The organism is Burkholderia sp. MR1-5-21 (assembly GCF_053427715.1).
On record NZ_JBSAXD010000012.1, the window covers coordinates 68398 to 93262 of the forward strand.

Annotated in this window: 20 protein-coding genes; 9 read left to right on the forward strand and 11 right to left on the reverse strand. The window is 68.2% G+C overall.

The annotated features are described in order from the left end of the window. Nucleotides 1-6 precede the first annotated feature (6 nt). The 8 genes from cheB to ACV229_RS17935 all read right to left on the reverse strand — a co-directional run bounded on the left by cheB (nucleotide 7) and on the right by ACV229_RS17935 (nucleotide 8644). Complete coding sequence (gene cheB, locus ACV229_RS17900; protein WP_448084444.1) at nucleotides 7-1014, reverse strand: chemotaxis-specific protein-glutamate methyltransferase CheB; 1008 nt, start codon at nucleotides 1012-1014, stop codon at nucleotides 7-9. Then, the gene (locus ACV229_RS17905) at nucleotides 1011-3389 is read right to left on the reverse strand and encodes a response regulator (RefSeq protein WP_448084445.1); all 2379 of its coding nucleotides are present in this window, start codon (nucleotides 3387-3389) and stop codon (nucleotides 1011-1013) included. Before ACV229_RS17905 ends, cheB begins: the two co-directional genes overlap by 4 nt. Then, nucleotides 3386-4123 carry a chemotaxis protein CheW gene (locus tag ACV229_RS17910; protein WP_448084446.1) on the reverse strand — a complete coding sequence of 246 codons (738 nt, stop codon included), beginning with the start codon at nucleotides 4121-4123 and terminating at the stop codon, nucleotides 3386-3388. The genes ACV229_RS17905 and ACV229_RS17910 overlap by 4 nt, the downstream gene beginning before the upstream one ends. Further along, a complete protein-coding gene (locus ACV229_RS17915) occupies nucleotides 4104-5612 on the reverse strand; it encodes a CheR family methyltransferase (protein WP_448084447.1) in 1509 nt (502 codons plus the stop codon). The genes ACV229_RS17910 and ACV229_RS17915 overlap by 20 nt, the downstream gene beginning before the upstream one ends. Nucleotides 5613-5620: 8 nt before the next feature. Further along, nucleotides 5621-6103, reverse strand: a complete 483-nt coding sequence (locus ACV229_RS17920; protein ID WP_448084448.1) for a chemotaxis protein CheW — start codon at nucleotides 6101-6103, stop codon at nucleotides 5621-5623. Between the two features lie 28 nt (nucleotides 6104-6131). After that, complete coding sequence (locus ACV229_RS17925; RefSeq protein WP_448084449.1) at nucleotides 6132-7808, reverse strand: methyl-accepting chemotaxis protein; 1677 nt, start codon at nucleotides 7806-7808, stop codon at nucleotides 6132-6134. Nucleotides 7809-7941: 133 nt separating this feature from the next. Continuing rightward, nucleotides 7942-8436: a hypothetical protein gene (locus tag ACV229_RS17930; protein ID WP_448084450.1), complete on the reverse strand. Its 495-nt coding sequence runs from the start codon at nucleotides 8434-8436 to the stop codon at nucleotides 7942-7944. Next, the gene (locus tag ACV229_RS17935) at nucleotides 8420-8644 is read right to left on the reverse strand and encodes a hypothetical protein (RefSeq protein ID WP_448084451.1); all 225 of its coding nucleotides are present in this window, start codon (nucleotides 8642-8644) and stop codon (nucleotides 8420-8422) included. Before ACV229_RS17935 ends, ACV229_RS17930 begins: the two co-directional genes overlap by 17 nt. Before the next feature lie 371 nt (nucleotides 8645-9015). On the opposite strand from ACV229_RS17935, the gene ACV229_RS17940 reads away from it, so the two are divergent. Continuing rightward, nucleotides 9016-10038 (forward strand): DUF2891 domain-containing protein, encoded by a 1023-nt coding sequence (locus ACV229_RS17940; protein WP_448084452.1) that lies wholly within the window; start codon nucleotides 9016-9018, stop codon nucleotides 10036-10038. Between the two features lie 136 nt (nucleotides 10039-10174). On the opposite strand, the gene ACV229_RS17945 is transcribed toward ACV229_RS17940, so the two are convergent. Beyond that, on the reverse strand, nucleotides 10175-12433 hold the full coding sequence (locus ACV229_RS17945; RefSeq protein WP_448084453.1) for a TonB-dependent receptor: 2259 nt from the start codon (nucleotides 12431-12433) through the stop codon (nucleotides 10175-10177). 411 nt (nucleotides 12434-12844) lie between these two features. On the opposite strand from ACV229_RS17945, the gene ACV229_RS17950 reads away from it, so the two are divergent. Then, nucleotides 12845-13918: an asparaginase gene (locus ACV229_RS17950; RefSeq protein ID WP_448084454.1), complete on the forward strand. Its 1074-nt coding sequence runs from the start codon at nucleotides 12845-12847 to the stop codon at nucleotides 13916-13918. 215 nt (nucleotides 13919-14133) lie between these two features. Here ACV229_RS17950 and ACV229_RS17955 read toward each other — a convergent pair whose 3' ends face one another. After that, on the reverse strand, nucleotides 14134-15108 hold the full coding sequence (locus ACV229_RS17955; RefSeq protein WP_448084455.1) for a LysR substrate-binding domain-containing protein: 975 nt from the start codon (nucleotides 15106-15108) through the stop codon (nucleotides 14134-14136). A gap of 218 nt (nucleotides 15109-15326) precedes the next feature. Here ACV229_RS17955 and aspA point away from each other — a divergent pair, with 218 nt between their 5' ends. After that, nucleotides 15327-16733 (forward strand): aspartate ammonia-lyase, encoded by a 1407-nt coding sequence (gene aspA / locus ACV229_RS17960; protein WP_448084456.1) that lies wholly within the window; start codon nucleotides 15327-15329, stop codon nucleotides 16731-16733. 106 nt (nucleotides 16734-16839) lie between these two features. Next, a complete protein-coding gene (locus ACV229_RS17965; RefSeq protein WP_448084457.1) occupies nucleotides 16840-18333 on the forward strand; it encodes an amino acid permease in 1494 nt (497 codons plus the stop codon). A 45-nt stretch (nucleotides 18334-18378) separates the two neighbouring features. Here the strand turns inward: ACV229_RS17965 and ACV229_RS17970 are convergent, their stop codons facing one another. Continuing rightward, nucleotides 18379-19068 (reverse strand): alpha/beta hydrolase, encoded by a 690-nt coding sequence (locus ACV229_RS17970; protein ID WP_448084458.1) that lies wholly within the window; start codon nucleotides 19066-19068, stop codon nucleotides 18379-18381. 614 nt (nucleotides 19069-19682) lie between these two features. Between ACV229_RS17970 and ACV229_RS17975 the strand changes: the two genes are divergently transcribed. The 5 genes from ACV229_RS17975 (at nucleotide 19683) to ACV229_RS17995 (ending at nucleotide 24791) form a co-directional block, all read left to right on the forward strand. Continuing rightward, the gene (locus ACV229_RS17975) at nucleotides 19683-22073 is read left to right on the forward strand and encodes an MCP four helix bundle domain-containing protein (RefSeq protein WP_448084459.1); all 2391 of its coding nucleotides are present in this window, start codon (nucleotides 19683-19685) and stop codon (nucleotides 22071-22073) included. Beyond that, complete coding sequence (locus ACV229_RS17980) at nucleotides 22070-22816, forward strand: methyl-accepting chemotaxis protein (protein ID WP_448084460.1); 747 nt, start codon at nucleotides 22070-22072, stop codon at nucleotides 22814-22816. Before ACV229_RS17975 ends, ACV229_RS17980 begins: the two co-directional genes overlap by 4 nt. Further along, a complete protein-coding gene (locus tag ACV229_RS17985) occupies nucleotides 22813-23361 on the forward strand; it encodes a hypothetical protein (RefSeq protein WP_448084461.1) in 549 nt (182 codons plus the stop codon). The genes ACV229_RS17980 and ACV229_RS17985 overlap by 4 nt, the downstream gene beginning before the upstream one ends. Nucleotides 23362-23435: 74 nt before the next feature. Further along, on the forward strand, nucleotides 23436-24395 hold the full coding sequence (locus ACV229_RS17990) for a chemotaxis protein CheX (protein ID WP_448084462.1): 960 nt from the start codon (nucleotides 23436-23438) through the stop codon (nucleotides 24393-24395). Between the two features lie 30 nt (nucleotides 24396-24425). Next, entirely contained in the window at nucleotides 24426-24791 is a 366-nt protein-coding gene (locus ACV229_RS17995) for a response regulator (RefSeq protein ID WP_448084463.1), read from the forward strand. Nucleotides 24792-24865: the final 74 nt, after the last annotated feature.

Sequence of the window (24865 nt, forward strand, 5' to 3'; positions counted from 1 at the left end):
TGTCGTTCAGTTCCTGACGAGCGCCGCCAGTTCGCCCGCAATGCGCTCGAGCGGCAGGATCGCGCGCGCGGCGCCGAGCGTCGCGGCGGCTTTCGGCATCCCGTAGACGGCGCTCGTCGCCTGGTCTTGCGCGATCGTATGGTAGCCCTTCATCCGCATCGCCTTCAGTCCGATCGCGCCGTCGCGGCCCATCCCGGTGAGCAGCACGCCGATCACGTCGCCGGGCCAGTGCTCGGTCACGCTGTTGAAGAACACGTCGACCGACGGCCGGTACGGCGTCGCGGCCGGCTCGCGCGTGTATTCGAGCGTGCCGGCGCGCGTGATCCGCAGGTGGTCGTTGGTCGCGGCGAGCAGCGCGAGGGACGGCTGCGGCCGGTCGCCTTCGCACGCGATGCGCACGGTGAGCGGCGTCTGGCCGTCGAGCCATTGCGCCATGCCGTCCGCGAACGCCTTGTCGACGTGCTGCACGATCACGATCGGCGCGCCGAAATCCGCGGGCAGCGCGCCGAGGATCGACGCGAGCGCGGTCGGGCCGCCGGCCGACGCACCGATCGCGACGAGCGGCCCGCCGTTGCCGCGTGTCATCGTGGCGGCGGGGCGGACGGCACCCGTCGGCTTGTCGAGCAGCCGGCCGATCTGGTCGATCTTCGCGAGCAGCAACTGCGCGGTATCGCCGTTCGCGCCTTCGCCGAGCCGTGGCGTGTCGACCGCGTCGAGCGCGCCGGCGCCCATCGCCTCGTACACGCGCCACGCATTCGCGCCGATGCTGCTCGTCACGATCAGGATCGCGCACGGCTTGCCCGACGACATGATCCGCCGCGTCGCCTCGACGCCGTCGAACTTCGGCATGATCAGGTCCATCAGCACGACGTCGGGCGGCTGCGCGGCGCAGAACTCGACGGCCTGCGCGCCGTCGGTCGCGACCCACAGCACGCGGTGCTCGGGCCGCCGCGCGACCGCGCGGCGCAACGCCTCGACGGCGAGCGGAAGGTCGTTGACGATGCCGATGTTCACGGACGGGCTTCTCCTATCAGGTCGCGGACGGCGTCGAGCAGGGTTTCGTCGTGGAAGCTGCTCTTCGCCAGGTAGTAGTCGGCGCCCGCGTCGAGGCCGCGGCGGCGGTCCTCCTCGCGGTCCTTGTACGACACGATCATCACCGGCAGCGATTTCAGCGCGGCGTCGCGCTTGATCAGCGTGACGAGCTCGATGCCGTCCATGCGCGGCATGTCGATGTCGGTCACGACGAGATCGAAATCGGCGCCGCGCAGCGCGTTCCAGCCGTCCATCCCGTCGACTGCGACGGTGACGGCATAGCCGCGCTTTTCGAGCAGCTTGCGCTCCAGCTCGCGCACCGTCAACGAATCGTCGACCACCAGCACGTGCCGGCGCCGCGCGACGGCCGCCTGCTGCGCGCGTTGCACCTTGTCGAGCTGGCCGCCGCGCACGAGCTTGTCGACCGAGCGCAGCAAGTCCTCGACGTCGATGATCAGCACCGGTTCGCCATTCTCCATCAGCGCGGCCGCCGCGATGTCCTTGACCTTGCCGAGCCGGCGGTCGAGCGGCTGGATCACCAGCATGCATTCGCCGCGGAACCGGTCGACGGCGATCCCGTACGACTCCCATTCGTCGCCGATCACGACGGTCGCGATGCTGTCGCGCGCGTGTTCCGGCGGCGGTGCGCCGAGCAGCTGGTGCGCGGTAACGAGCCCGACCGGGCGGCCGTCGAAGCGGAAATGCTGCTGGCCTTCGAGCATGTCGATGTCGCCGCGCGCGAGTTCGAGCGTGCGGCGCACGTGCGCGAGCGGGATCGCGTACGCTTCGCCGCCGACTTCGACGAGCAGGCTGCGCGCGATCGACAGCGTGAGCGGCAGCTGCAGCACGAAGCGCGCGCCGCGGCCCGGCTCGGTGAAGATCCGCACGGTGCCGCGCACGGCCTTGACCATGTCGTGCACCGCGTCGAGACCGACGCCGCGGCCCGACACGTCGGTGACGCAGTCGCGCATCGAGAAGCCGGGGAGCAGCAGGAAGTCGAGCAGCTCGTGGTCCGAGAGCCGCGCGGCCGTGTCCGCGTCGGCGAGGCGGCGCCGCACGACGGCCGCGCGCAGCGCGTCGAGATCGATGCCGGCGCCGTCGTCGCTGACGGAGATCAGCAGCTGGCCCGCGCTATGGCGCGCTTCGAGCGTCACGCTCGCTTCGGCCGGCTTGCCGCGCGCGATGCGCTCGTCCGGCGACTCGACGCCGTGGTCGAGCGCGTTGCGCAGCAGGTGGCCGAGCGGCGCGTCGAGCATGTCGAGGATGTCGCGGTCGACCTGCGTCGCCTCGCCGACGATCGCGAACCGCACGCGCTTGCCGAGCGAACGCGCGAGATCGCGGACGATGCGCGGATACGCGTGCGTCGCGTCGCCGAACGGCCGCATCCGGCAGCGCAGCGCTTCGTCGTAAAGCTGCTGCGCGACATGCGTGCTGCGGCGGTCGAAGCGGTCGAGCTCGTCGAGGCGCGCGCCCAGTTGCAGCTGCAGGTTGCCGAGCCCCTGGCGCACGTCGTTCAGCGACGCGAGCGCGGCCGGGTCGAGGCGCCCCGCGAGCGTTTCGACGAGCACGTCGAGCGTGCGCGCGACGTCGTGCTGCATCCGCTTGATGCGCAGGATCGATCCCGTGAACGGCTTCAGCCAGTGCGATTCGACGAGCGATTCGCCGGACAGGCTCAGCAGCCGGTCGAGCTGCTCGGCGCGCACGCGCAGCATCCGCTGCGGATCGTGCCGGGGGCCCGGTTGGGCGGGGGCAGGCGGGGCGGCGGGCGCGACGGCGTGCAAGCCCGGCGACGGATCGGCGGGCGGGTGGCGCAGGCGCTGGTCGTCGTCCGTGCGCGGCGACAACGCGAAATGGGCGGCCGCGTCGGGCGCGGAGGCGATGTGCGGCGCTGCAGAGCCCGGTTCCGGCGCGGGCGGCGCGGGTGGTGTGGGCGGGACAACGCGCTCGGCCGACCCGGCGGCCGCCGGCTGCAGTTCGGCCAGCCGCGCGGTCAGCGCGTCGATATCCGCGCGCGAGACCGCCGCCGCCGGATCGGCGTTGCCGACGCGCAGCAGCAGGTCCACGCCATGCAGCAGCGCGTCGATGTGCGCGGCCGTCAGCGTCAGCTCGCCGCGCTGCGCGGCGACGAAGCATTCCTCCATCGCGTGCGCGACGTCGACGCCGTCCGGCAGGTCGATGATGCGCGCGGCGCCTTTCAGCGAATGCGCGGCGCGCATGCACGCTTCCAGCGCGGCCGCATCGCGGGGCGCATGTTCGAGCGTGAGCAGGCCGCTCGCGAGCGCCTGCGTCTGCGTGTGCGCTTCGTCGCGGAACAGGTCGAGCAGCGACATGCGCGTCAGGTCGTCGTCGGTGCTCATCGCAGGCTCCTCGCGAGCGAGTCGAACAGGCGATCGGTGTCCAGCAGGCCGATCGTCGTGTCGCGCCACTCGAGCAGGCCGCGCGTGTGCATCGCGGCTGCGTGGGTGAGCGTGGTCGGCACCGGCAGCAGCGCGGACGCCGCGAAGCGCAGCACGCCCTCGACCTCGTCGACGGGCAGCGCGACCGCGTCGCCGCGATGCTCGACGACCAGCATCCGCGCATAGGCGTTGCGCGATGCGTGCCGTCCGGCGGCGTCGCGTTCCAGATTCAGCAGTACGCCGAGGGAAGCGGCGATCGTCAGCGTGCCGCGCACGTTGACGAGCCCGAGCACCGCGCCGTTGCGCCGGTGCGGCAGCGAATGGATCGGGCGCGGCCCGTCGATCTGCCGCAACGCGGCGGCGGGCAGGCCGAGCCATTCGTCGGCGACGCGAAACGCGAGCGCGGACTGCAGCGCTTGCGCGTCGTCGGCGGATGCGGCGGATGCGGTGGGCGCAGTGAGTCGCGCGGCCGCGCGGTCCGGCTGCGACGCGGCGCGCGCCGTTTCGGCGAGGTCCGCGTCGGTGAGCGGCCGGTCGAGCAGCTTCGCGGCCGCGTGTGCGAACACGGGGCAGTTCAGGCAACGGGTGTGCTCGGCGAGCCGAGGACACGAGCCGTCGCCTCGCGTGCCGATGCGATTCCAGCAATCGTCGACGGACCGGGCCGGGGCGAGATCGTTACGAGCGGCGTGGGCCATCGGTTCCTCCCGGTTCGCTGGTCCGGTCCGCCGCCGGCGCGACCGGCGCGCCGCGCCGCGCGCTTGCACGCTGCGCACGCAGCATCAGTTGCCGTGCGCCCGCTGCATCGCCTGCCGCGTCGCGGAGCGCGGCGAGATGGGTCAGCGCCTCGTAGTGGGCCGGGGCGAGATACAGCGTCTTGCGATAGAAATCCTGCGCGTCCGCATCGAGGCCGCGCGCATCGGCGATCAGGCCGAGCAGGTAGAACGCGTCCGCGTCGGGGCCGTGCGCGAGCGTGAACGCGTGTGCGGCGCGCTCGGCGTCATCGAGGCGGCCCGTGTCGGCGAGCCGGCGGGCGTCGGCGAGCGTGGGCGCCGGGGCGGCGGGCACGGTCGGCGCGGCGTCCGCGGCATCGGGCGCCGGGTGCGCGATGCGCGTCGCCGGCTGCCGCTGCGGCACGGCCAGCGCGCGGTGGTGCGGGGTAGCCGTCGCGAAATGGCTTGCCGTGGGGTTTGCCGTCGGGTGCGCCGTGGCCGGGTGCCGGACCGGCGCCGGCTGCGGCGCGACCGGCATCGCGGACGTCGCAGTCACGGTGTTTGGCCGCGTGCCACCGCGCAAGCCCGTGGCCGGAGCGGCAGCCGGCGGCGCGCGATGGAACGCGAACGCGAGCGGGATGCGCGCAGACGCCAGCGCATGCCGCATCATCAGCCCCGTCTCGGCCGGGCCGACGAAGATCGTGCCGTCGTCCGCGAGTTGCCGGTCGAGCAGCCGGATCGACTCGTCCTGTGCGTGCCGGTCGAAATAGATCAGCACGTTGCGGCAGAAGATGAAGTCGTAGCGCGTGTCCGCGACGAGCGGCAGGTCGAACAGGTTCGCCTGCACGAAGCGGACCGGTTCGCGCACCCGCGGGTCGAGCTGCCAGCCGACGGCCGTTTCGCTGAAATGGCGGTCGCGGAATTCGAGCGGGTGGCCGCGAAATGCGTTGCGTCCGTACACGCCGTCGCGCGCCCGCTCGATCGCGCGCGCGCTGATGTCGATCGCGTCGATCGCGAAGCGCGACGGGCCGATGCCGGCGTCGAGCAGCGCCATCGAGATCGAATACGGCTCCTCGCCGGTCGAGCACGGTACGCTCAGCACGCGCAGCGCGCGCGCCGGCTCGCGCACGAGCCGCGCGTCGGCGAGCCGTGCGAGCGCGACGAACGCTTCGCGGTCGCGGAAGAACCACGTTTCCGGCACCACCAGCGCTTCGATCAGCGCCTGCCGTTCGTCCGCGAACGCGTTCAGCCGCTGCCAGTACGCATCGATCGCGGCATGCCCGGCGGCCTCGGCGGCCGCGTCCGGCATGCCGCCGACGGGTACCAGTGTGTCGGGCGTGTCCGGTGCGTCGTCCTGCGTGACGCGTGCGCGTTCGGCTACGGCGCGCGCGAGCGCACGGTGGCCGAGCGTCGCGGCATCCATCCCGGTTTCGCGCGTGAGCCACGCTTCGAAGCGGGGATCGTCGGCGTTCATCGCGGCCATCATCGGGCAAGCGCCTGCGGCGGCGCGGTTGGAAACAGCAGGGCGCGCGCGTCGTCGTCGAGCATCTGCCCGACGTCGATCCGCTGCACGAAGCCGGCCGTGTCGGCGGCGACCGGCCCGAGCCAGCGCGCGTGCGGCGTCGCGATCCCGCTGTCGGCGAATTGCGCGGGCGCGAAATCGCGCACCTGCGTCGCGTGCTCGACGATCAGCCCGAGCCATCGATCGGCGCCGCCGGCCAGGTGCGGCTGCGCATGGCGCACGACGACGAGCCGGGTCGAACGCATTGCATGCGCCGCGCGCCCGAGCGCGAGCCGCGGCACGTCGATCACCGGCACCAGCGTGCCGCGGTGATCGATCACGCCGGCGAGCCACGGCGGCGTGCCGGGCATCGACTTCACGGGCGCGAGCGCCAGCACCTCGACGATTTGCGTCGCATCGAGCGCATAGCGTTCGCCGTCGAGTTCGAATAGAAGGAAGAGCATCGTGTCGTTCGCCCGAAGGCCGTGTGCGTCAGCCGTCGATCTTGAAACGCGACACGCCGGTGCGCAGGTGGTTCGCGACGAGCGTCAGGTCGTCGATCGCCTGCGACGACTGGCGCAGCGATTCGGCCGTCTGCTGCGCGGCTTCCGACAGCTGCGACAGCGCCTGCGTGATCTGCTCGGCGCCGGTTGCCTGCGTCTGCATCCCTTCGTTGACCATCTGGAAGCGCGGCGCGAGCGTCTGCACCTCGTGGATGATCTGCGACAGCTGGCCGCCGACCTGCTGGATCTCGCGCATGCCGCGCCGCACTTCCTCGGAGAAGCGGTCCATCCCCATCACGCCGGCCGACACTGCCGACTGGATTTCCTTCACGGTCTGTTCGATGTCGTAGGTCGCGACCGCCGTCTGGTCGGCGAGGCGGCGGATCTCGGTCGCGACGACCGCGAAGCCGCGGCCGTACTCGCCGGCCTTTTCGGCCTCGATCGCCGCGTTCAGCGACAGCAGGTTGGTCTGGTCGGCGACCTTGGTGATCGTCGCGACGACCTGGTTGATGTTGACCGCCTTCTCGTTGAGGATCGCGAGCTTCGCGTTCACCGAGCCTGCGGCCTCCATCACGCTGCGCATCATCTCTTCCATGTGCGCGAGGCCGCTCTGGCTCGCGCCCGCGAGCGCCGCCGACTGCTCGGCGACCGACGACACCTCGTTCATCGTGTGCAGCAGGTCGCGCGACGTCGCGAGGATCTCGCGGGACGTCGCGCCGATCTCGGTCGTCGTCGCGGCGGTTTCGCTCGCGGTCGCCTGCTGCTCCTTCGACGTCGCGGCGATCTCGGCAACCGACGTCGTCACCTGCAGCGACGACTGCTGCGCCTGCGACACGAGGCTCGCGAGCTCTTCGGCCATCCGGTTGAAGCCGTCCTGCAGCGTGCCGAATTCGTCGCCGCGGCGCAGGTCGAGCCGCTGTGCGAGATTGCCGGTGCGCATCGCGTCGTGCACCTCGACGAGCCGCGCCATCGGCCCCGTGATCGCGCGGAACAGCGCGTAGCCGGTCGCGAGCGCGACCAGCAGCACGACGCTCAGCGCGGTCGCGAGCGTCGCTTCCGCCGTGTTGACCGACGTGCGGATCTGCCGTGCCGAATCGTCTGCCTGGCCGCGGTTTTCGTCGACCAGCGCGTTCGCGGTGCTGATCACGTTTTCCCACGCCGTCGTCACGCGCTCGAAGCTCGCCTGCGCGGCCGCGCGATCGCTTGCCGCGGCACGCACGGCGTCGTTCAGCAGCGGTAGGTACTGGCCGTACGCGGTGCGGAACGCGCTGAATCGCGCCTTGTCGTCGTCGCGGAACAGCGTCGCCTCGTACTGGGTCGACGCCTGGTCGAGACGCCGCAGCGCGTCGGGCATCTTGTCGAGGTCGCGCTTCGCGCCGTCCGCGTCGCCGTCGACGAACATCGCGCGCTCGAGAACCGAGTAGCTTTCGTTGGCCGCCGCGCGCAGCGACGTCGACAGGTACAGGCCCGGCACCGAATCCCGCTGGAGGCTGTCGGCCGCGTCGTCGATCGCCCTCAAACGCGTGTATGAAATCGCGGCCATGACGAGCATCAGCACGAAGATCGCGCCGAAACTGAGCACGATGCGCGTGCCGAGCGTGAAGCGCCCGCCACGCAGCAGGGCGGGCAAGGGGGGCGTGCCGGCGCGGGGCGTCGCTGTGGACATGTCATTCTCCCGGAGAGCTTGGGTCGTGTGGATCCGGCGGCGCGAAGTGCGGAGGAAACGATTCGGTCGCGGGTCGGCACGATCGATCGAATCGTTCCGGATTTGTGTCCGATCGCCGACGCCCCGCATGCTGTCATGCGGCGCGCCTGATCGCAATCGAATTTTTTGAGCATTGCGCCATACTTTTTCGTTTCATTAAAGATAGGTCATTGTTCTGACAATAGTCGTAAATGAATTGAAATGCGGGACGCTTGCGATCGGGCCCGTTCCCGGCGGCGATGCGAACCGGCACGGCATCGCGAATGCGCGCGGATTTGAACGGCGGCGCGAAATCATTTGAAAATGAATTGAGAATCGTCGGCGTGCCGGACGGCGGCCGGAATGGCGATTTTCGCGCGGCGCGTCGCCGGAAAAGCGGGGAAATGAAGCGCTGTTTTCCGCATCGATCGATATCGCGCGTCGATCGTGCGCAACGGGGTGCGATAGCGGGCTTCGGCGCGACGGAGCGCGGTGCGCCCGGTGGAACTGGTGGAAGGTGGAAGGTGGGGAAGGTGGAAGGTGGAAGGTGGACGCGGTGGGTGGCTGCACGCGTCGCCGCGTGCAGCGTGGACTCAATGGCTGCGCGCATACCCCTGGATCAGCGCACGCATCATGCCTTCGACCGTCGCGTCGCGCAGATCGTCTTCCCGCGCGACGTCCTCGACGAGCGCGGCATACGCGGTGGCGAGCGTCACGCGGTCGACTTCATGGCGCTGTTCCATCAGCGTCACCATGCCGTCCTTCGCCAGATGAGCGGAGAACGCGCGGCTGCCGATGGTCTCGAATACGTCAATCATGGCGGCTCTCCCGAATGTGCGGATGCTTTTCAGTGTAGTTGCTGCGACGGGGCTCCGCACGGTCCGCCGTGCCGCGTGCGGCGATTCATCCGACGAAAGTCGGTGTGGCCGCCACGCATATTCAACGCTTACCTTGAGACTCAAGTTGTCGACTTTTTATCGATAAATTCCCATGTTGGGTTGCGTGCCTCGAACCTGGTGGAAACCGGGCGGGCGGCGCGCGCGATCGGTGCGTCGCGCGCGCCATAAGACAGGGAGAAGCGATGCACGTGCTGATTGGAGGCCGACCTGTGACCGGTTTCGCGCGGCGTTTCAACGTGCTGCTGGTGTATATCTTTGTTTTCCGCTACTGACGAAGGGACGAGACGCTCATGACTGCACGACTGACCCCTGACATCGCATCGAAATTCGCATCGCTCGCGCTCGCGCACCTGACGCGCGAGTATCCGAACAAGCTCACGCATGCGCTCGCCGGCCCGGAGGACGTGCAGGGGCCGCGCGCGCTGCATCCGATCTTCTACGGCAGCTATGACTGGCATTCATGCGTGCACGGCTACTGGCTCGTGCTGCATCTGCTCGAACGCTTCCCGGCGCTGCCGGAGGCGCAGCGGATCGTCGCAGTCGTCGACGCGCACATGACCGATGCGAACGTCGCGGGCGAGCGCGCGTATCTCGCGCTGCCGCACAACAGCGGCTTCGAGCGGCCGTACGGCTGGGCGTGGCTGCTCGCGCTCGCCGCGCAGCTCGAGCGGCTCGCGCTGAAGGGTACGCTGCCGCAGGCCGCGCGCTGGGCGAAGACGTTCGCGCCGCTCGCCGACGTGTTCGTCGCGCGTTTCGAGGTGTTCCTGCCGAAGGCGACCTATCCGCTGCGCGTCGGCACGCATTTCAACACTGCGTTCGCGCTGTCGCTGGCGTTCGATTTCGCGCACGACACGCAGCGCGACGGGCTCGCGGCGCTGATCGCCGACACCGCGAAGCGCTGGCACCTGAACGACGTCGCGTGCCAGGCGTGGGAGCCGTCGGGCGACGAGTTCCTGTCGCCCGCGCTGATGGAGGCGGAGCTGATGCGGCGCGTGCTCGCGCCGGCCGAATTCGACGGCTGGTTCGCGCGTTTCCTGCCCGATCTCGCGCGCGGCGAACCCGCGACGCTGTTCGTGCCGGCGACGGTCAGCGACCGCAGCGACGGGAAGATCGCGCACCTCGACGGCCTGAACCTGAGCCGCGCATGGTGCCAGCGCGCGCTCGCGGGCGCGCTGCCGGAAGGCGACGCGCGCCGCGCACGGCTGCTCGACGCGGCCGACCGGCATCTGGACAGCGCGCTCGCGCACGTCGCCGGCGACTACATGGGCGAGCACTGGCTCGCGACGTTCGCGACGCTCGCGCTGGAGGCGTAAGCGTCGCGCGCGCAGTCAGTCGGCACATTCGCGGTGACGCGGGAACCGCGATCGCGCGATCGTCCTCGGTCGCGCATCGGGTCGGGAGAGGCCGCGGTACGGGAAGGCTGCAGCGGCCTTCCCGCCGCCATCCGCGTTACTGATAGAAGTTCAGCGTCACCATCGCCGAGCGGCCGGGCGCCCACGTCGCGTAGATCGGGTACGCGCTCGAGTAATATTGCTTGTCGAACAGGTTCTGCACGTTCAGTTGCAGATCCATCTTCTTGTTCACGCGCCACGTCGCGGCTGCGTCGAAGCGCGCGTAGCCGGGTGTCCACTTCTTGACGGTCGGCGACACCGACGCATAGGTCTTGCTCGCGACGGTCGCGCCCGCGCCGACGGTCAGCTTCGGCATCACGTCGTAGCTCGTCCACAGCGTGAAGTTGTGCTTCGGCACCATCACCATCGGCAGGCCCGACCCGCCGGGGGTGCCGGGGCCCGCATCGGTCGTGATCGCGTTCAGGTACGAGTAGCCGCCGAACACGCGCCACTTGTTCGTCACGTTGCCCGCGAAGCCGAGTTCGGCGCCGCGCACGCGCTGCGTGCCGGCATTGACCGTGTGACCGAGCCCGTCGCTCACGCGCGCATTGGTCTTCTCGGTCTGGAACAGTGCCGACGTCAGCGACAGCCGCTCGTCGAGCACGTCCCATTTGGCGCCGATCTCGATGTTGCGCGAGCGCTCGGGCGTCAGGTCCTGGTTGGTCGCGGTGATCTGGTCGGTGCCGCCGCCGAGGCCCGCGTTCGAGCCCGGCGGGTTCGACGACGTGCCGTACGACGCGTACAGGCTCACGTTGTGCACCGGCTTGAACACGAGGCCGAACTGGTAGCTGAACAGGTTCGACGTGTTCGACAGGTCGGCGACGCCGGCCTGCTTCGCGGTGATGTCGTAGCGATCGAAGCGCAGCCCCGCGTTGAACAGCCAGCGCTCGGACAGCTTCACCGTGTCGAACACGTATGCGGACACCGTGTCGGTGCGCGTGTTCGTCGTCGGCCCCGGGAAGCCCTTGTCGCCATTCAGCACGATGCTGCCGGTCCACGGCATGTTCGGGTTCCAGCCGCCCGCGAGCGGCGTGCAGTTGCCGGCGACCGAGCACGGGCCGCCCGTGCGGATGTTGTTGCCCGCCGAATCGGACACCAGGTAGCCCTCGTAGCGGCTCTGCTCGTGGCTGAACTCGACGCCGGCCGTCATCGTGTGCTGCATGCCGAACAGGCTCGCGCGCCCGGTCACTTCGGTCTGGTTCGCGATGCTGTTGAGCGCGTACTTGCCGCTCTTCGCCTGCAGGCTCAGCATGCTCGGATTCGACGCGAGAATCTGCGGGTTCGTCGCGACGTAGTCGAGCGTCGAGCGCCCGAACATCGTCGTGTTCTTCAGCTTCAGGTTGTCGTTGAAGCGGTGCTCGACGCGCACTTCGGCGGAGTCGGTTTGCGTGTAGCGGTAATCGCGCGTGTTCAGCCCGAAGAACTGGCCGCGATCGGTCGGCACCGGCGTGCCGCCCGACGCGCGGAACGGCACGCTGAAGTCCGGCATGTCATAGCTGTTCAGGTGGTAGTAGCTGACCGTCACCGTGGTCGGGCTGTTGAGCCCGAACACGACCGACGGCGCGACGCCCCAGCGCTTGCTGTACACGTCGTTGCGGCCGGCCTGGTTCGCGTCGTGGCCCATCACGTTCAGGCGCACCGCGGTCGTGTCGTTGAGCTTGCGGTTCGCGTCGATCGTCGCGCGCTTGTAGCCGTCGGTGCCGAAGCCGACGCTGCCGTTGATGAAGTCGTCGTTCTGCGGCGTCTTCGTGACGATGTCGATGCTGCCGCCGACCGAGCCGCGGCCCGCGTACACGGAATCCGGGCCTTTCACCACGCTGATCTGCTCGACCGCGAAGGTCTCGCGGTTCTGCACGCCCGAGTCGCGCATCCCGTCGACGAAGATCGAGTTGCGCGATTCGAAGCCGCGGATCACCGGACGGTCGGCCGACGGGTTCGCGGCCGCATCGCCGCCGAGGAACGTGATGCCGGGCACCGAGCGCAGCGCGTCGGCGAACGTCGTCACGTTCTTTTCCTTGATCAGCTGTTCGGGAATCACGGTGACCGAGCGCGGCGTGTCGAGCAGCGGCGCCGTGAACTTGTACGACGGCGAGCGCTTCGCCTGCATGTCGGACATCGCGGACGACCGGACGGCGATCGTCGGCAGCGTCGCGGACGTGCTGTCGGCGGCGCCCGGCTGCGCGGCGGGAGCCGGGTTGCCGGAGGCGGCGGGCGTGGTGGACGTGGATTGGGCGGCGGCGAGGAGCGGGGTCAGGAAAACGGAGCAATACAGCGCGGACACGAGGGCACGCGGCCGCGTCTTGAACTGGGCAGGCATAGGGAAAGCAGCGGAAGGTTCGGTGTTCGGGTGTGCGTGCTGGCGATGGCGGCGGACAGCGCCCGGGGTCATCGAACACGTCAATCTAAATGCGTATGATTCGCGTTTGCGATTGTAGGGATTTGTCCGAAATATGTAAACACTTGAGTAGTTTATGTACTAAATCGATCGGGTTTGGCGTAAGCAGGCGGGGCGGCCAGGCGGCAGAACGGGCGCGTTCGTCGCGGATCGGCTGCGTGCAAGCGCATGGGGGCATTCGAGAGCCGCGCGCGTACCCGCTGTGCGATCGCCTTTGCATCGCGCGCAAGACCGCTTTCCATCGAGGGTTTCGCCCGGCGCGGCGGCGACTCGATACACTGCCGTACCGATTGGACAGGGCCCCTGATGGCGCGGCCCGAGAATGGAGACAGGATGGACAAGAACGGCGCAGCGGCAGTCACGTACCGTGGCAACGCGATCGAGAATACGCATGTCGCACACGTTGCGGTGGTGGATGCCGGCGGCAGGCTGCTTTACCGCTTCGGCGACCCTTTCCGGATGACGCTCGCGCGATCGGCGGCCAAGCCGGCACAGGCATTGTCCGTGATCGAGACGGGCGGCCCCGACCGGTTCGGCTTCGACGAGGCGGACGTTGCGCTGATGTGCGCGTCGCACAGCAGCGAGGACCAGCATATCGAGCGGACGCGGGCGATGCTGTCGAAGGTGCATGCGCAAGAATCCGATCTCCGGTGCGGCGGGCATGCGCCACTGTCCGACGCGGTGTATCGGTCATGGATCAAGCGCGACTACAGCCCGACCGGCGTGTGCAGCAATTGCTCGGGGAAGCACGTCGGCATGCTGGCTGGCGCGCAGGCGATCGGCGCCGCGATCGACGACTACCATCTGCCGGCGCATCCGATGCAGGCGCGGGTGAAGCGCGTCGTCGCCGAAGCGTGCGGCCTGCGTGAAGATGAAGTCGAATGGGCGATCGACGGCTGCAACCTGCCGACGCCGGCTTTTCCGCTCGATCGCCTGGCACGCCTGTACGCGAGCCTCGCCGACAGCGCGGACGCGGTGGACGCCGCGGAAGCCGGCAAGGGCTCGCCAGGCGAGCGCGTCGGTGGGCTCGCGCGCATTCATCACGCGATGACGCGCCATCCCGAGATGGTCGCCGGCGACGGCCGGTATTGCACGGTGCTGATGCGCGCGTTCGAAGGACAGGTCGTCGGCAAGCTCGGTGCGGATGCGTGCTACGGGCTCGGCGTGCGCGCGTCGGAGCAGACGCGGCGTCTCGGCGCCGATGGCGCGCTCGGCATCTCGGTGAAGGTCGAGGACGGTAACATCGACGTGATGTACATGATCGTCAGCGAGTTGCTCGAGCGACTGCAGATCGGCACCGCGGAGCAGCGCAGGCAACTGGATGCCTTCCATCGGCCCCCGATGCGCAATACGCAGAACGTCGAGATCGGTCACGTGACGTTCCCGTTCGAACTGCAGCAGGGTTGATCGTCGTCGCCGCGGAAGCGGGGCAGTGGCGGTCGGGCGCGCGGCCGCCACACGTGTTCGGCGCGCCGCCCGCTTCGTTCGCGGCAACGCGCCGGCTGGCCCGCTCGCCAGCGTGGCAGCCGGGACGATCCCTCCGCAACTCAGCAGCCTATCGCATACGAAACCCGTTTAATCAGTGCCCCGATCGTCAGAACGAGGCGCCTTTCAACAGCCGGCTAGCGCCGGCCGCCGCGAATCTTCTGCATTTCCATTTCCGACAGCTCGCCGATGTGCGCGAGGTGTTCCGCGAGAAACTCCCTCAATACCCGCAATTTCGCCGAGCTGCGCCGGTTCGCCAGATACGCCATGTAGATGAAGTCGCCGGTCAGCTTGTTCTGCAGCCGGTAGCGGGGCAGCACGGGCTCGAGCTGGCCGCTCGCCAGCAGGTCCCGCACCAGCCAGATCTCGAATTCCGCGATGCCGAGCCCCGCGCGGGTGGCTTCGAGCAGCAGTTCCGAGTGATCCGTGACGAGGTTGCCGGCCGGCAGGATGCTGTGCCGCGCGTCCTGATGAACGAGCTCCCAGCGCGGGTCGCCTTCCGGGTGAACGTAGCGCAGGCAGTTGTGGCTCGCCAGGTCGTCCGGCGTGGCCGGCCGTCCGCAGCGGTCGAGATAGGCGGGCGCCGCGCACAGGATGCTGTCGTTGCGCGACAGCCGCTGGACGATCAGGTTGTCGAGATAGTTCTCGCCCTCGTGGATGTCCAGGTCGAAACCGCCGGCCACCAGGTCGTTGTGGTTGTCGGTCAGCCTGACGTCGAGCTGGATCGTCGGGTAGCGCACGAGAAACGGCGCGATCAGCGGCGCGAGATAGCGCCGGCCGAAGCCGACCGGCGCGGTGAGCTTCAGCGGGCCGCTCGGCTGCGCATTCAGTTCGGCGACGACGCGCAGCGTGTCGTCGAGATCCGCGATCAGCGTGACGGCCCGTTCGTGATAGATGCTGCCTGCCTCGGTCAGCGTCACGCTGTGCGTGGACCGGTACAGCAGCGGCACGCCGAGCACCTCTTCGATCGCCGACACCTTGCGCGCGACGGTGGACGTCGACACGTGCATCTCCTTCGCGACCGCCGAAAAACTGCCCGTTTCGACGACTCTCACGAACGCGCGCATCGCGCCCAGGTGATCGATGCCCGTCTCTTTCGCTCCTTTCCTCATCGTTCTCTCGCTATGGCGTCGCTGTTGCGTGGGACGCAAAACCGCTTTCGATAATACAGAAACGAGGTTCTTTATGCAAAGGCATAGAATGCGAACGCGTCGCGCAGGCGGCAGGTGCGCGAGGGGTCGATTCCGCTGCACCGCGCGACGGGCGACGGGCGACGGTTCGCCCGGCTACGGCTGAGGCCGGCGACACGAGACAATTCTGGAGAGACACGATGGCAGGCAACGACTTCCGCGTCGAGACCGATCTTTTAGGTAAGCGAAATGTTCCGGCGGATGCCTACTACGGCGTTCATACGCTGCGCGCGAAAGAGAATTTCGACATCACCGGGCGCAGCATCGCGTCGTTCCCGTACCTGATCATTGCGCTCGCCGCCGTGAAGGAGGCCGCGGCCGAAGCGAACTGCGAACTCGGGCTGCTGCCGCACGCTTACCGGGACGCGATCGCCGCGGCTTGCGTCGAGATCCGCGAAGGGCATCTGCACGACCAGTTCATCGTCGACATCATCCAGGGCGGCGCGGGCACGTCGACCAACATGAACGCGAACGAGGTGATCTGCAATCGCGCGCTGGAAATCATGGGGCATGCGCGCGGCGAGTACCAATATCTTCACCCGAACGAGCACGTCAATCTCGCGCAGAGCACCAACGACGTCTATCCGACCGCGATCCGCATCGCGACGTGTTTCGCGATCGAGCATCTGCTCGAGGCGATGTTCTGCCTGCGCGACGCGTTCGCGGACAAGGCCGAGGAATTCGCCGGCCTGCTGAAGCTCGGCCGCACGCAATTGCAGGATGCGGTGCCGATGACGCTCGGCCAGGAGTTCTCGACGTACGCGGTGATGCTGACGGAGGACATCGCGCGCCTGCAGGAGGCGAGTGCGCTGATTCGCGAAATCAATCTCGGCGCGACGGCGATCGGCACGGGGATCACCGCGCATCCGCAATACGCGGAGAAGGCGCTCGTCGCGCTGCGCCGCATCACCGGCATCGAGCTGAGCACCGCACCGAACCTGATCGAAGCGACGCAGGATTGCGGCGCGTTCGTGCAGATCTCCGGCGTGCTCAAGCGGATCGCGGTCAAGCTGTCGAAGACCTGCAACGACCTGCGGCTGCTGTCGAGCGGCCCGCGCGCCGGGTTCGGCGAGATCAATCTTCCGCCGATGCAGGCCGGTTCGTCGATCATGCCCGGCAAGGTGAATCCGGTCATTCCGGAGGTGGTCAACCAGGTCGCGTTCGAAGTGTTCGGCAACGACCTGACGGTGACCTTCGCGGCCGAAGCCGGCCAGCTCCAGCTCAATGCGTTCGAGCCCGTGATCGCGAGCGCGCTGTTCCGCAGCTTCAACCACCTGACCGCCGCGTGCACGACCCTCGCCGACAAGTGCGTGAGCGGCATCACCGCGAACCCCGACCGGCTGCGCGAGACGATGGAGCGCTCGGTCGCGCTCGCGACCGCGCTCAACCCGTACATCGGCTACAAGAGCGCGACTTCGGTCGCCGCCGAGGCGCACGCGAGCGGCAAGACCGTCCGCGAGGTCGTGCTGGGCCGCAACCTGATGACCGAGGCGCAACTGGACGAAGCGCTGCGGCCCGAAGCGCTGATCCAGCCGCGCGTCTACTGAAGGTCGCTGCGCGGCGGCGCTTGCAGTGCGCGCCGCCGCGCGCTGCCGACCCCATCGGCGCTTCCACGGAAGCGCGACAGATCACAAATCCAATTGGAGACACACAATGAAGCACGCCAGCGAGCGCCCGGCTGATTCAGCCAGCGGCGCGGACACCCGTCACGCCGACCCGGACGCGCTGTTCGCGTCCCACGAAACCGGCTATGCGAAGCAGTTGAAGCCGAGGCACGTACAGATGATCGCGATGGGCGGCGCAATCGGCACCGGCCTGTTTCTCGGCGCCGGCGGCCGCCTGCAGCATGCGGGGCCCGCGCTCGCGATCGTCTATCTCGTCTGCGGCGTGTTCGCATTCCTGATCATGCGCGCGCTCGGCGAACTCGTGATGCATCGCCCGACCAGCGGCAGCTTCGTATCGTATGCACGCGAATTCATGGGCGAACGCGCATCGTTCGTCGCCGGCTGGATGTACTACCTGAACTGGGCGACCACCGGCATCGTCGACATCACCGCGGTCGCGATCTACATGAAGTACTGGGCCGTGTTCTCGGACGTGCCGCAATGGGTGTTCGCACTCGGCGCGCTCGCGATCGTGTCGACGATGAACATGATCGGCGTGAAGGTGTTCGGCGAAATGGAGTTCTGGTTCTCGCTCGTCAAGGTGGGCGCGCTGAGCGTGTTCCTGCTCGTCGGCACGGTGTTCCTGGCGAGCGGCCATCCGGTCGGCGGACAGGCGCCGGGGCTCCATCTGATCGCCCAGAGCGGCGGGATCTTTCCGCACGGCATTCTCCCGGCCGTGCTGATCGTCCAGGGCGTGGTGTTTGCGTATGCGAGCATCGAGCTCGTCGGGGTGGCGGCGGGCGAGACCGCCGATGCGCGCAAGGTGCTGCCGAAGGCGATCAACAGCGTGATGTGGCGCATCGCGCTGTTCTACGTGGGCTCGGTGGTGCTGCTGATCACGCTGCTGCCGTGGACCGCGTACAGTGCGCACGAAAGCCCGTTCGTGACGTTCTTCGGCAAGCTCGGCGTGCCGTACGTCGGTACCGTGATGAACGTCGTGGTGCTCACCGCGGCGCTGTCGAGCCTGAACTCCGGGCTCTATTCGACGGGGCGCGTGCTGCGTTCGATGGCAATGGGCGGGTCCGCGCCGCGCTTCGTGTCGCGGATGAACGCACGCGGCGTGCCGTATGGCGGCATCCTGATCACGGTCGCGATCAACGCGATCGGCGTGCCGCTGAACTACATCGTTCCGGCGCAGGCGTTCGAGATCGTGCTGAACATGGCGTCGCTCGGCATCATCGCGACGTGGGGCTTCATCGTGATGTGCCAGATCCTGTTCCGCCGCAAGGTGAAGCGCGGCGAGCTGAACGACGTGCCGTTCCGGATGCCCGGCGCGCCGTTCACGTCGTGGCTCACGCTCGCGTTCCTGCTCGGCGTGCTGGTGCTGATGGCATTCGACTACCCGGGCGGCACGTGGACCATCGCGATGATTCCGGTTGTCGCGCTCGCGCTGACGGTCGGCTGGTATCTCGCGAAGCGGGGTGAGGCGCGGGCGCCCGCGGTGTCGGGACGGTCGCTGGCCGATCAGGCGAACAACGCGTGACGGTGGGGCTCGGCGGCAGGCGGTCCCGGATCGGGGCCGCACGCATCACGTGGCCGGATTCAACCCCACGCGGTCGCCGAGCCAGCGGCTGAAATCGCCGATCATGTCGGCGCTCAGTTCGTGTCCGGCCGGATACAGCCGCGTGTCGTGCGCGACGCCGAGCGCGGCGAGTTTCGCGTCGGCGGCTTCTGCCCACGACACGGGCAGCTTGTCGTCGCGGCGGCCGTGCGCGATCAGCGCATGCAGCGTGCGGAGCGCGTCGCGCGGGGCGATCAGCGGATCGATCTCCGGCAGGATGCGGCCGCACAGCACCGCGAATCCGACGACGTCCGCCGGTGACGTGAGGCCGACGCTCGCGCTCAAGATGCCGCCCTGGCTGAAGCCGGCGATCACGGTCGGCAACGGCGCTGCGCCGTCCCGCTCACGAAGCGAACGCACCAGCGCCAGCAGTTTCGCGCGGCTCGCTTCCGCGTGTGCTGCGTCGATCTCCGGGCCGTTCGGGCCGAAGCGAACCGGAAACCATGCGTGCTGGCCGGGCCCGAACGTGAGCGGGCCGCGCACGAACGCGATCTCGATGCGCGGATCGAGCGCGTCCGCGACCGTCAGCAGGTTGGTTTCGTTGCCGCCGACACCGTGCAGCAGCAGCAGGCGGGCGGCTGGCCGGGCGGTTGCCGGGTGCAGGCGGTAGGCGAGTCCGGATACGGGATCGTCGGTCAAGGGCAGGACGTCGGTCATCGCGGGGATCCATCGGGGGCGGGAGGAAGTCACAGTCTAGGCCGTTCCGTTCCGGACGCAAATCGCGCGTTCGTGATTGATTGTTTCCTGCTGGGAAATAATCCTGGGCGAGACCGACGCTCGATCCGGGGCCGCACGGCGCGATGTGCACGCCTTGCATCGTAATGACGACGCCTGGATACGTTATCGACGGTATGCCCGTCCAGTGCAATTGCGAACGGCTTGAGTTGATTTCGACGCCGATTTACGTTTTCATTTTAAAAAATGAGTCGCGCCCGAATAATCAGGTGATAATGCGCAAACGTTTTCAGACGCGCGTAATTGCAATTGAGTCGCATCAGCTACAACAAAAAAATCATGCGCGTCGATTTCCTGGCGCATCCAAAGCGGCAACGGCGAGCGGCCGATTCCGCATACCGAGCCGACAGTTAACGGCATCCGCGCCGAAAACTTTAGGATTTTCAGTCAAAAAATAGCCATTTCGGTTTTATCAGTAATCGATTGGCAGGTGGTCATCGGACCGTCATAAACCATCCCCGATAATTCGGCGCTCACATTCTTTCAATGGCACGCGCAAGGCGATTGAATCCGGATCGCCACGGGGAGTTGTACACATGACCATCCGCCATCGCATTACGTTGCTTGTCGTCCTGACGTTTCTCGCCTTGTCGGCGATCGGCGTCTATGCCGTGATCCAGACGCGCAACAGCGCGTCCGAGGTTCGGCAAGTCACGCAGGGGATCGTGCCGAGCGCGCTCGCGTCCGCCGATCTCGTGTCCGACGTGAAGAACATCCAGATCGCGACGATGACGCTGATCTACGCGCCCGACAGCAACACCGCCGCGCAGGCGCGCGACGAGCTGAAGGCGAAGCAGGCCGCGCTGCGCGCCGCGCTCGACCTGCAGGCGAAGTCGGCCGCGAGCCACGCGCAGGAAGGGCTCGTCGCGCAGGCGAAGGACAGCGCCGCGAACTACTTCGCGGCGATCGACGATACCGTGAAGATGAAGGCCGACGGCAAGACCGACATGGCCCAGGCGTACCTGTTCGCGAACGTCGCGCAGTATCGCGACGAGCTCGAGGGCATCGTCGACACGCTGCGCATCGAGAAGAATCGCCAGAAGGACGACGCGATCAGCGCGCTGAACGGGATGCTGTCGACGACGGCGACCGCGATCGCGGGCGTGGCCGGCACCGTGATCGTGCTGCTGACCGCGCTCGGCTACGTGCTGTACCGGCAGATCACGCGACCGCTCAGCCGGATGCAGACGATGATGAGCGAGATCGCGACGAGCCAGGACTTCACGCGCCGCGTGCCGGTCGGCCGGATGGACGAGATCGGCCACTCGATCGTCGCGTTCAACGGGATGATCGAGAAGATCCAGGAGAATTCCGCGCAGCTCAAGCAGAAGACCGCCGACATCCAGGCGATGCTGCAGAACATGCAGCAGGGCATCCTGACCGTCGTCGCCGGCGGCGTCGTGCACGCGGAATACTCGGCGTACCTCGAGACGATCTTCGAAACCCGGGACATCGCGGGCCGCGACCTGATGGCGCTCGTGTTCGACGATTCGAACCTCGGCTCCGACGCGCGCTCGCAGGTCGATGCGGCCGTGCATGCGTGTCTCGGCGAGGACAGCATGAACTTCGAGTTCAACGAGCACCTGCTCGTCAACGAAGTCGCGAAGCGCATGCCGGACGGCCGCGAGAAGTGGCTCGACCTGAGCTGGTCGGCGATCACCGACGAGACCGATACCGTCGTGCGCCTGATGCTGTGCGTGCGCGACGTGACCGAGCTGCGCGAGCTGACCGCCCAGGCCGGCGAGCAGCAGCGCCGGCTCGAGATGATCGGCGAGATCCTGTCGATCAGCCAGGACAAGTTCCACCAGTTCGTGCACAGCGCGAAGGGCTTCCTCAGCGAGAACGAACGGATGATCCGCCAGCACGAGCGCGCGGACCACTCGGTCGTCGCGGCGCTGTTCCGCAACATGCACACGATCAAGGGCAATGCGCGCACGTACAGCCTGCAGCACCTGACGAACATCGTCCACGAGGCCGAGCAGGCGTACGAGTCGCTGCGCCACGCGGACGCCGGCCCCGACTGGAACCGCGACGCGCTGATGGACGATCTCGTGCGCGTGCGCGACGCGGTCGAACACTATGCGTCGATCAACGAGGTCACGCTCGGCCGCAGCGGCGAACCGGCGTGGCAGGGCGCGGGCCACTACCTGATGGTCGAGCGCGCGCACATCAGCGAGAGCCTGCGCGTGCTCGACGGCGTCGATCCCGCGAACGCGGGCGACTGGCGCGCGGCGCGCGATTCGGTGCGCCGCATGCTGAGCCTGCTCGGCACCGAGACCATCGGCGACGCGCTCGCGGGCGTGCTCGAATCGCTGCCGTCGCTCGCGACGGAACTCGGCAAGGCCGCGCCCGTCGTGCGGATCGACAGCAACGGCTATCGCGTGCGCAGCGAGATCGGCGGCACGCTGAAGGACGTCTTCATGCATCTGCTGCGCAATGCGGTCGATCACGGGATCGAGTCGCCCGACGCGCGCCGCGCTGCGGGCAAGGCGGCGGCAGGGACGATCGACATCGAAGTCGGCGTCGACGGCGGGATGCTGCAGATCGCGCTCAGCGACGACGGCCGCGGGCTCGCACTCGACCGGATCCGCGGGATCGCGCGCGAGCGCGGCTGGATCGACGCGGACACCGAACGCACGCTGACCGACGAAGCGGTGGCCGAGCTGATCTTCCGGCCCGGCTTCTCGACCGCGCAGGCGGTGACCGAAGTATCGGGGCGTGGCGTCGGCATGGATGCCGTGCGCAATTTCCTGAAGCGCGAGGGCGGCGGCATCGCGCTGCGCTTCACCGACGACCGGCGCGGCGCCGCGTATCGCGCGTTCCAGACGATCGTGTCGCTGCCGGAAGCCTGCGCGGTGGACAGCCTCGGGCAGGCGGCGACGGACCGCGCGGACGCGCGTGCCGGAATGGCGGACGCAACGGAGTGATCGTGCAGCAGGCCATCACGCATCTCGGCGCCGCGCTCGCGGGCGGCCTCGTCGCATGGATCGCCGCGACGATCGTGTTTCGCATGCAGCGCGCGCGGCTCGTCGCGCGGCTGAGCGGTGAGACGGACGCGCTGCGCGATGCGCTCGCGCAGGCGGAAACCCGGGCCGGCGATGCCGCCGCGGAGCATATGACGCAGGCCGACGCGTGGGCGCACAAGGAAGCGCAGCTTGCCGGCACGCTCGCGCAGCAGGCGGCGGATACCGGCGCGCAGCGCGATGCGTTGCAGGCCGCGCTCGCCGAGCGGGACGCGTTGTCGCAGCACGCGGTGAAGATCGCGCACGAGGCGGCGCGCCTGCGCGGGCTCGCGGGCACGTTCGAGCGCTGGCACGAGCAGATGATCTCGCTGACCACGCAGAACCAGGACATGCGCGCGAAGAACCAGGAGCTGTCCGCGATCGTCGCGCACGTGTCGATCGTGTCGCTGAATGCGTCGATCGAGGCGGCGCGCGCCGGCACGGCCGGGCGCGGCTTCTCGATCGTCGCGAGCGAAGTGCGCGGGCTCGCCGCGCGTTCGCAGCAGCTGTCGAACAGCTATCGCGACAGCCTGAACCGCAACGATCTCGTGACCGCGGCGACGTTCCAGGACATCCAGGCGGGCGGCAAGATGATCACCGCCGCGCTCGCGAGCGTCGAGACGCTTGCCGAACAGCTGCATGCGCGGCTCGAAGGAGCGGCGGCGTGATCAGCGCGCAGGCGAAGGCGAGCTTCGAGCGCATCTTCTTCGACGCGGCGCGCACGCGGCTCGCGTCCGGTGGCGGCGCGTGCGACATCGTGCCGGCGGCGGACGACGCGCCGCGCGGCGGCCGTGCGAAACAGAAGCTGCCCGAGCAGGTCGCCGTGCTGACGATCTCGGCGCTGCATTTCCGGCTGCTGCTCGCGCTGCGCTTCAGCGACGACGACGCGACGCGGCGCTATTTCACGGGCAACGCGCAGCAACCGCTGCAGGAGGCGTTCATGGAAGTGGCGAACCTGTGCTGCGGCGCGATGAACCAGGCGTTGACCGCGCCGTTTCCGGACCTCGGGATGTCGACGCCTTACCTGCTGAGCGGCGCCAGCATCGACTACCTGCCCGCGCTCGCACCCGACCACGTCGCGGCATTCGACGTGACGCTCGACGGCATGGTGCGGATCGGCGCGACGCTGTGCGTGTGCGCGAACGCGCCGGTCGATTTCCACGTGCCGGAAAGCGCGGTGGTCGACACCGGCGGCGAACTCGAACTGTTTTGACCGCAGTGGTCACCGAACCGGCCGCGATGGCGGAACCGATTGCTTACCTCAACCCGAATCCAAGGACACGCGCGATGACCGAAGGCAAACCCGTCAGCAAGGTGCTGGTGCTCGACGAAAGCCGTGCGCACGCGGACGCGATCAAGCGCTTCTGCGACGACCACAACCTGATCGGCCTGACGGTGGGCCGCAACCGGCTGCTGAAGGTGCTGCGCTCGAACATCGATCTCGGCGCGATCCTGCTCGCCGAGGATTACGGCGGCTCGCCGACCGAAAGCGCGATCATCGCGACGCAGATCGACGCGCTGCGCCCGGAACTGCCGATCATCCTGCGCCGCGACACGCATGCGTCGCGCGACGGCCTGCCGGATGCGCTCGCGCGCGTCGCCTGCGCGACCTACGTCGCGGACGACATGACGCCGCTGCAGCGCGTGATCGACGAATACATCTTCAGCCTCGACTATCCGAACGCGCTCGTGCGCGGCATTTCGGAGATCACCGAAGCGCGGCTCGACAGCCTGTTTCCGGGGATGACGATCAGCCGCGAGACGCCGTGCATCGTCCGCGACCAGATCATCTTCGGCGAGGTGTTCAGCCTGATCGCGCTGGAGAGCGCGTGGTGCCGAGGGTACATGCTGCTGCAGACGAGCGAGCAGCCGCTGCTCGACATGCTCGGCAGCACGCACGCCGACGGCCGCGCACCGGATTTCCGCGACGTGAACAGCATGCTCGGCGAGCTGACGAACCTCGTGTGGGGCGCGTTCAAGAACCGCTATCTCGGCGATGCCGAAGCGCTCGCGCGCCATCCGGTGCAGGTGCCGCTGCTCGTCAACCACAAGCAGAAGTTCATCTCGTTCGGCGGCGACTGTCCGCAGCTCAGTTTCAAGTACCGGATGACCGACCCGGCGTCCGGGCGCTCGGTCTGTCTCGATCAGCGTTTCGTGTTCAGCCTCAGCTGGTCGCCGGAGGATTTCCGCGAGTCGGAGCAGGACGTCGGGTCGATGGTCGATTCGGGCGAACTCGAATTGTTTTGAAGCATTGAAGAAAGGAAAGGGGAATACCGCATGGCAAAGATTCTGGTGGTTGACGATTCGGGCACGGTGCGCGACGAGGTCGCGGGCTTCCTGCGCAATAACGGGCTGGAGGTCGCGACGGCGGTCGACGGCAAGGACGGGCTCGCGAAGCTGAAGGCGACGCCCGGCATCCGGCTCGTGATCAGCGACGTGAACATGCCGGTCATGGACGGCCTGACGATGGTCGAGAAGATCCGCAGCGAGCTCGCGAACACGGCGGTCAATGTCGTGATGCTGACGACCGAGAGCAGCCCGGCGATGAAGGAGCGCGGCAAGGCCGCCGGCGTGAAGGGCTGGATCGTGAAGCCGTTCAAGGGCGACGCGGTGCTCGACGCGCTGAAGAAGCTCGCGGGCTGACGCGCGCTGCCGGGCCGTCGCAGCGCGGCCCGATTGATGACCGATTGCCGGATGCCGGATGCCGGATTCCGGCG

What these genes read in the sequence shown, in the direction of transcription:
- ACV229_RS17905 (WP_448084445.1), bottom strand. Translation starts at nt 3,389, where the DNA reads ATGAGCACCGACGACGACCTGACGCGCATGTCGCTGCTCGACCTGTTC.
- ACV229_RS17910 (WP_448084446.1), bottom strand. Translation starts at nt 4,123, where the DNA reads ATGGCCCACGCCGCTCGTAACGATCTCGCCCCGGCCCGGTCCGTCGAC.
- ACV229_RS17915 (WP_448084447.1), bottom strand. Translation starts at nt 5,612, where the DNA reads ATGAACGCCGACGATCCCCGCTTCGAAGCGTGGCTCACGCGCGAAACC.
- ACV229_RS17920 (WP_448084448.1), bottom strand. Translation starts at nt 6,103, where the DNA reads ATGCTCTTCCTTCTATTCGAACTCGACGGCGAACGCTATGCGCTCGAT.
- ACV229_RS17925 (WP_448084449.1), bottom strand. Translation starts at nt 7,808, where the DNA reads ATGTCCACAGCGACGCCCCGCGCCGGCACGCCCCCCTTGCCCGCCCTG.
- ACV229_RS17930 (WP_448084450.1), bottom strand. Translation starts at nt 8,436, where the DNA reads ATGCGCGCAGCCATTGAGTCCACGCTGCACGCGGCGACGCGTGCAGCC.
- ACV229_RS17935 (WP_448084451.1), bottom strand. Translation starts at nt 8,644, where the DNA reads ATGATTGACGTATTCGAGACCATCGGCAGCCGCGCGTTCTCCGCTCAT.
- ACV229_RS17940 (WP_448084452.1), top strand. Translation starts at nt 9,016, where the DNA reads ATGACTGCACGACTGACCCCTGACATCGCATCGAAATTCGCATCGCTC.
- ACV229_RS17945 (WP_448084453.1), bottom strand. Translation starts at nt 12,433, where the DNA reads ATGCCTGCCCAGTTCAAGACGCGGCCGCGTGCCCTCGTGTCCGCGCTG.
- ACV229_RS17950 (WP_448084454.1), top strand. Translation starts at nt 12,845, where the DNA reads ATGGACAAGAACGGCGCAGCGGCAGTCACGTACCGTGGCAACGCGATC.
- ACV229_RS17955 (WP_448084455.1), bottom strand. Translation starts at nt 15,108, where the DNA reads ATGAGGAAAGGAGCGAAAGAGACGGGCATCGATCACCTGGGCGCGATG.
- aspA (WP_448084456.1), top strand. Translation starts at nt 15,327, where the DNA reads ATGGCAGGCAACGACTTCCGCGTCGAGACCGATCTTTTAGGTAAGCGA.
- ACV229_RS17965 (WP_448084457.1), top strand. Translation starts at nt 16,840, where the DNA reads ATGAAGCACGCCAGCGAGCGCCCGGCTGATTCAGCCAGCGGCGCGGAC.
- ACV229_RS17970 (WP_448084458.1), bottom strand. Translation starts at nt 19,068, where the DNA reads ATGACCGACGTCCTGCCCTTGACCGACGATCCCGTATCCGGACTCGCC.
- ACV229_RS17975 (WP_448084459.1), top strand. Translation starts at nt 19,683, where the DNA reads ATGACCATCCGCCATCGCATTACGTTGCTTGTCGTCCTGACGTTTCTC.
- ACV229_RS17990 (WP_448084462.1), top strand. Translation starts at nt 23,436, where the DNA reads ATGACCGAAGGCAAACCCGTCAGCAAGGTGCTGGTGCTCGACGAAAGC.
- ACV229_RS17995 (WP_448084463.1), top strand. Translation starts at nt 24,426, where the DNA reads ATGGCAAAGATTCTGGTGGTTGACGATTCGGGCACGGTGCGCGACGAG.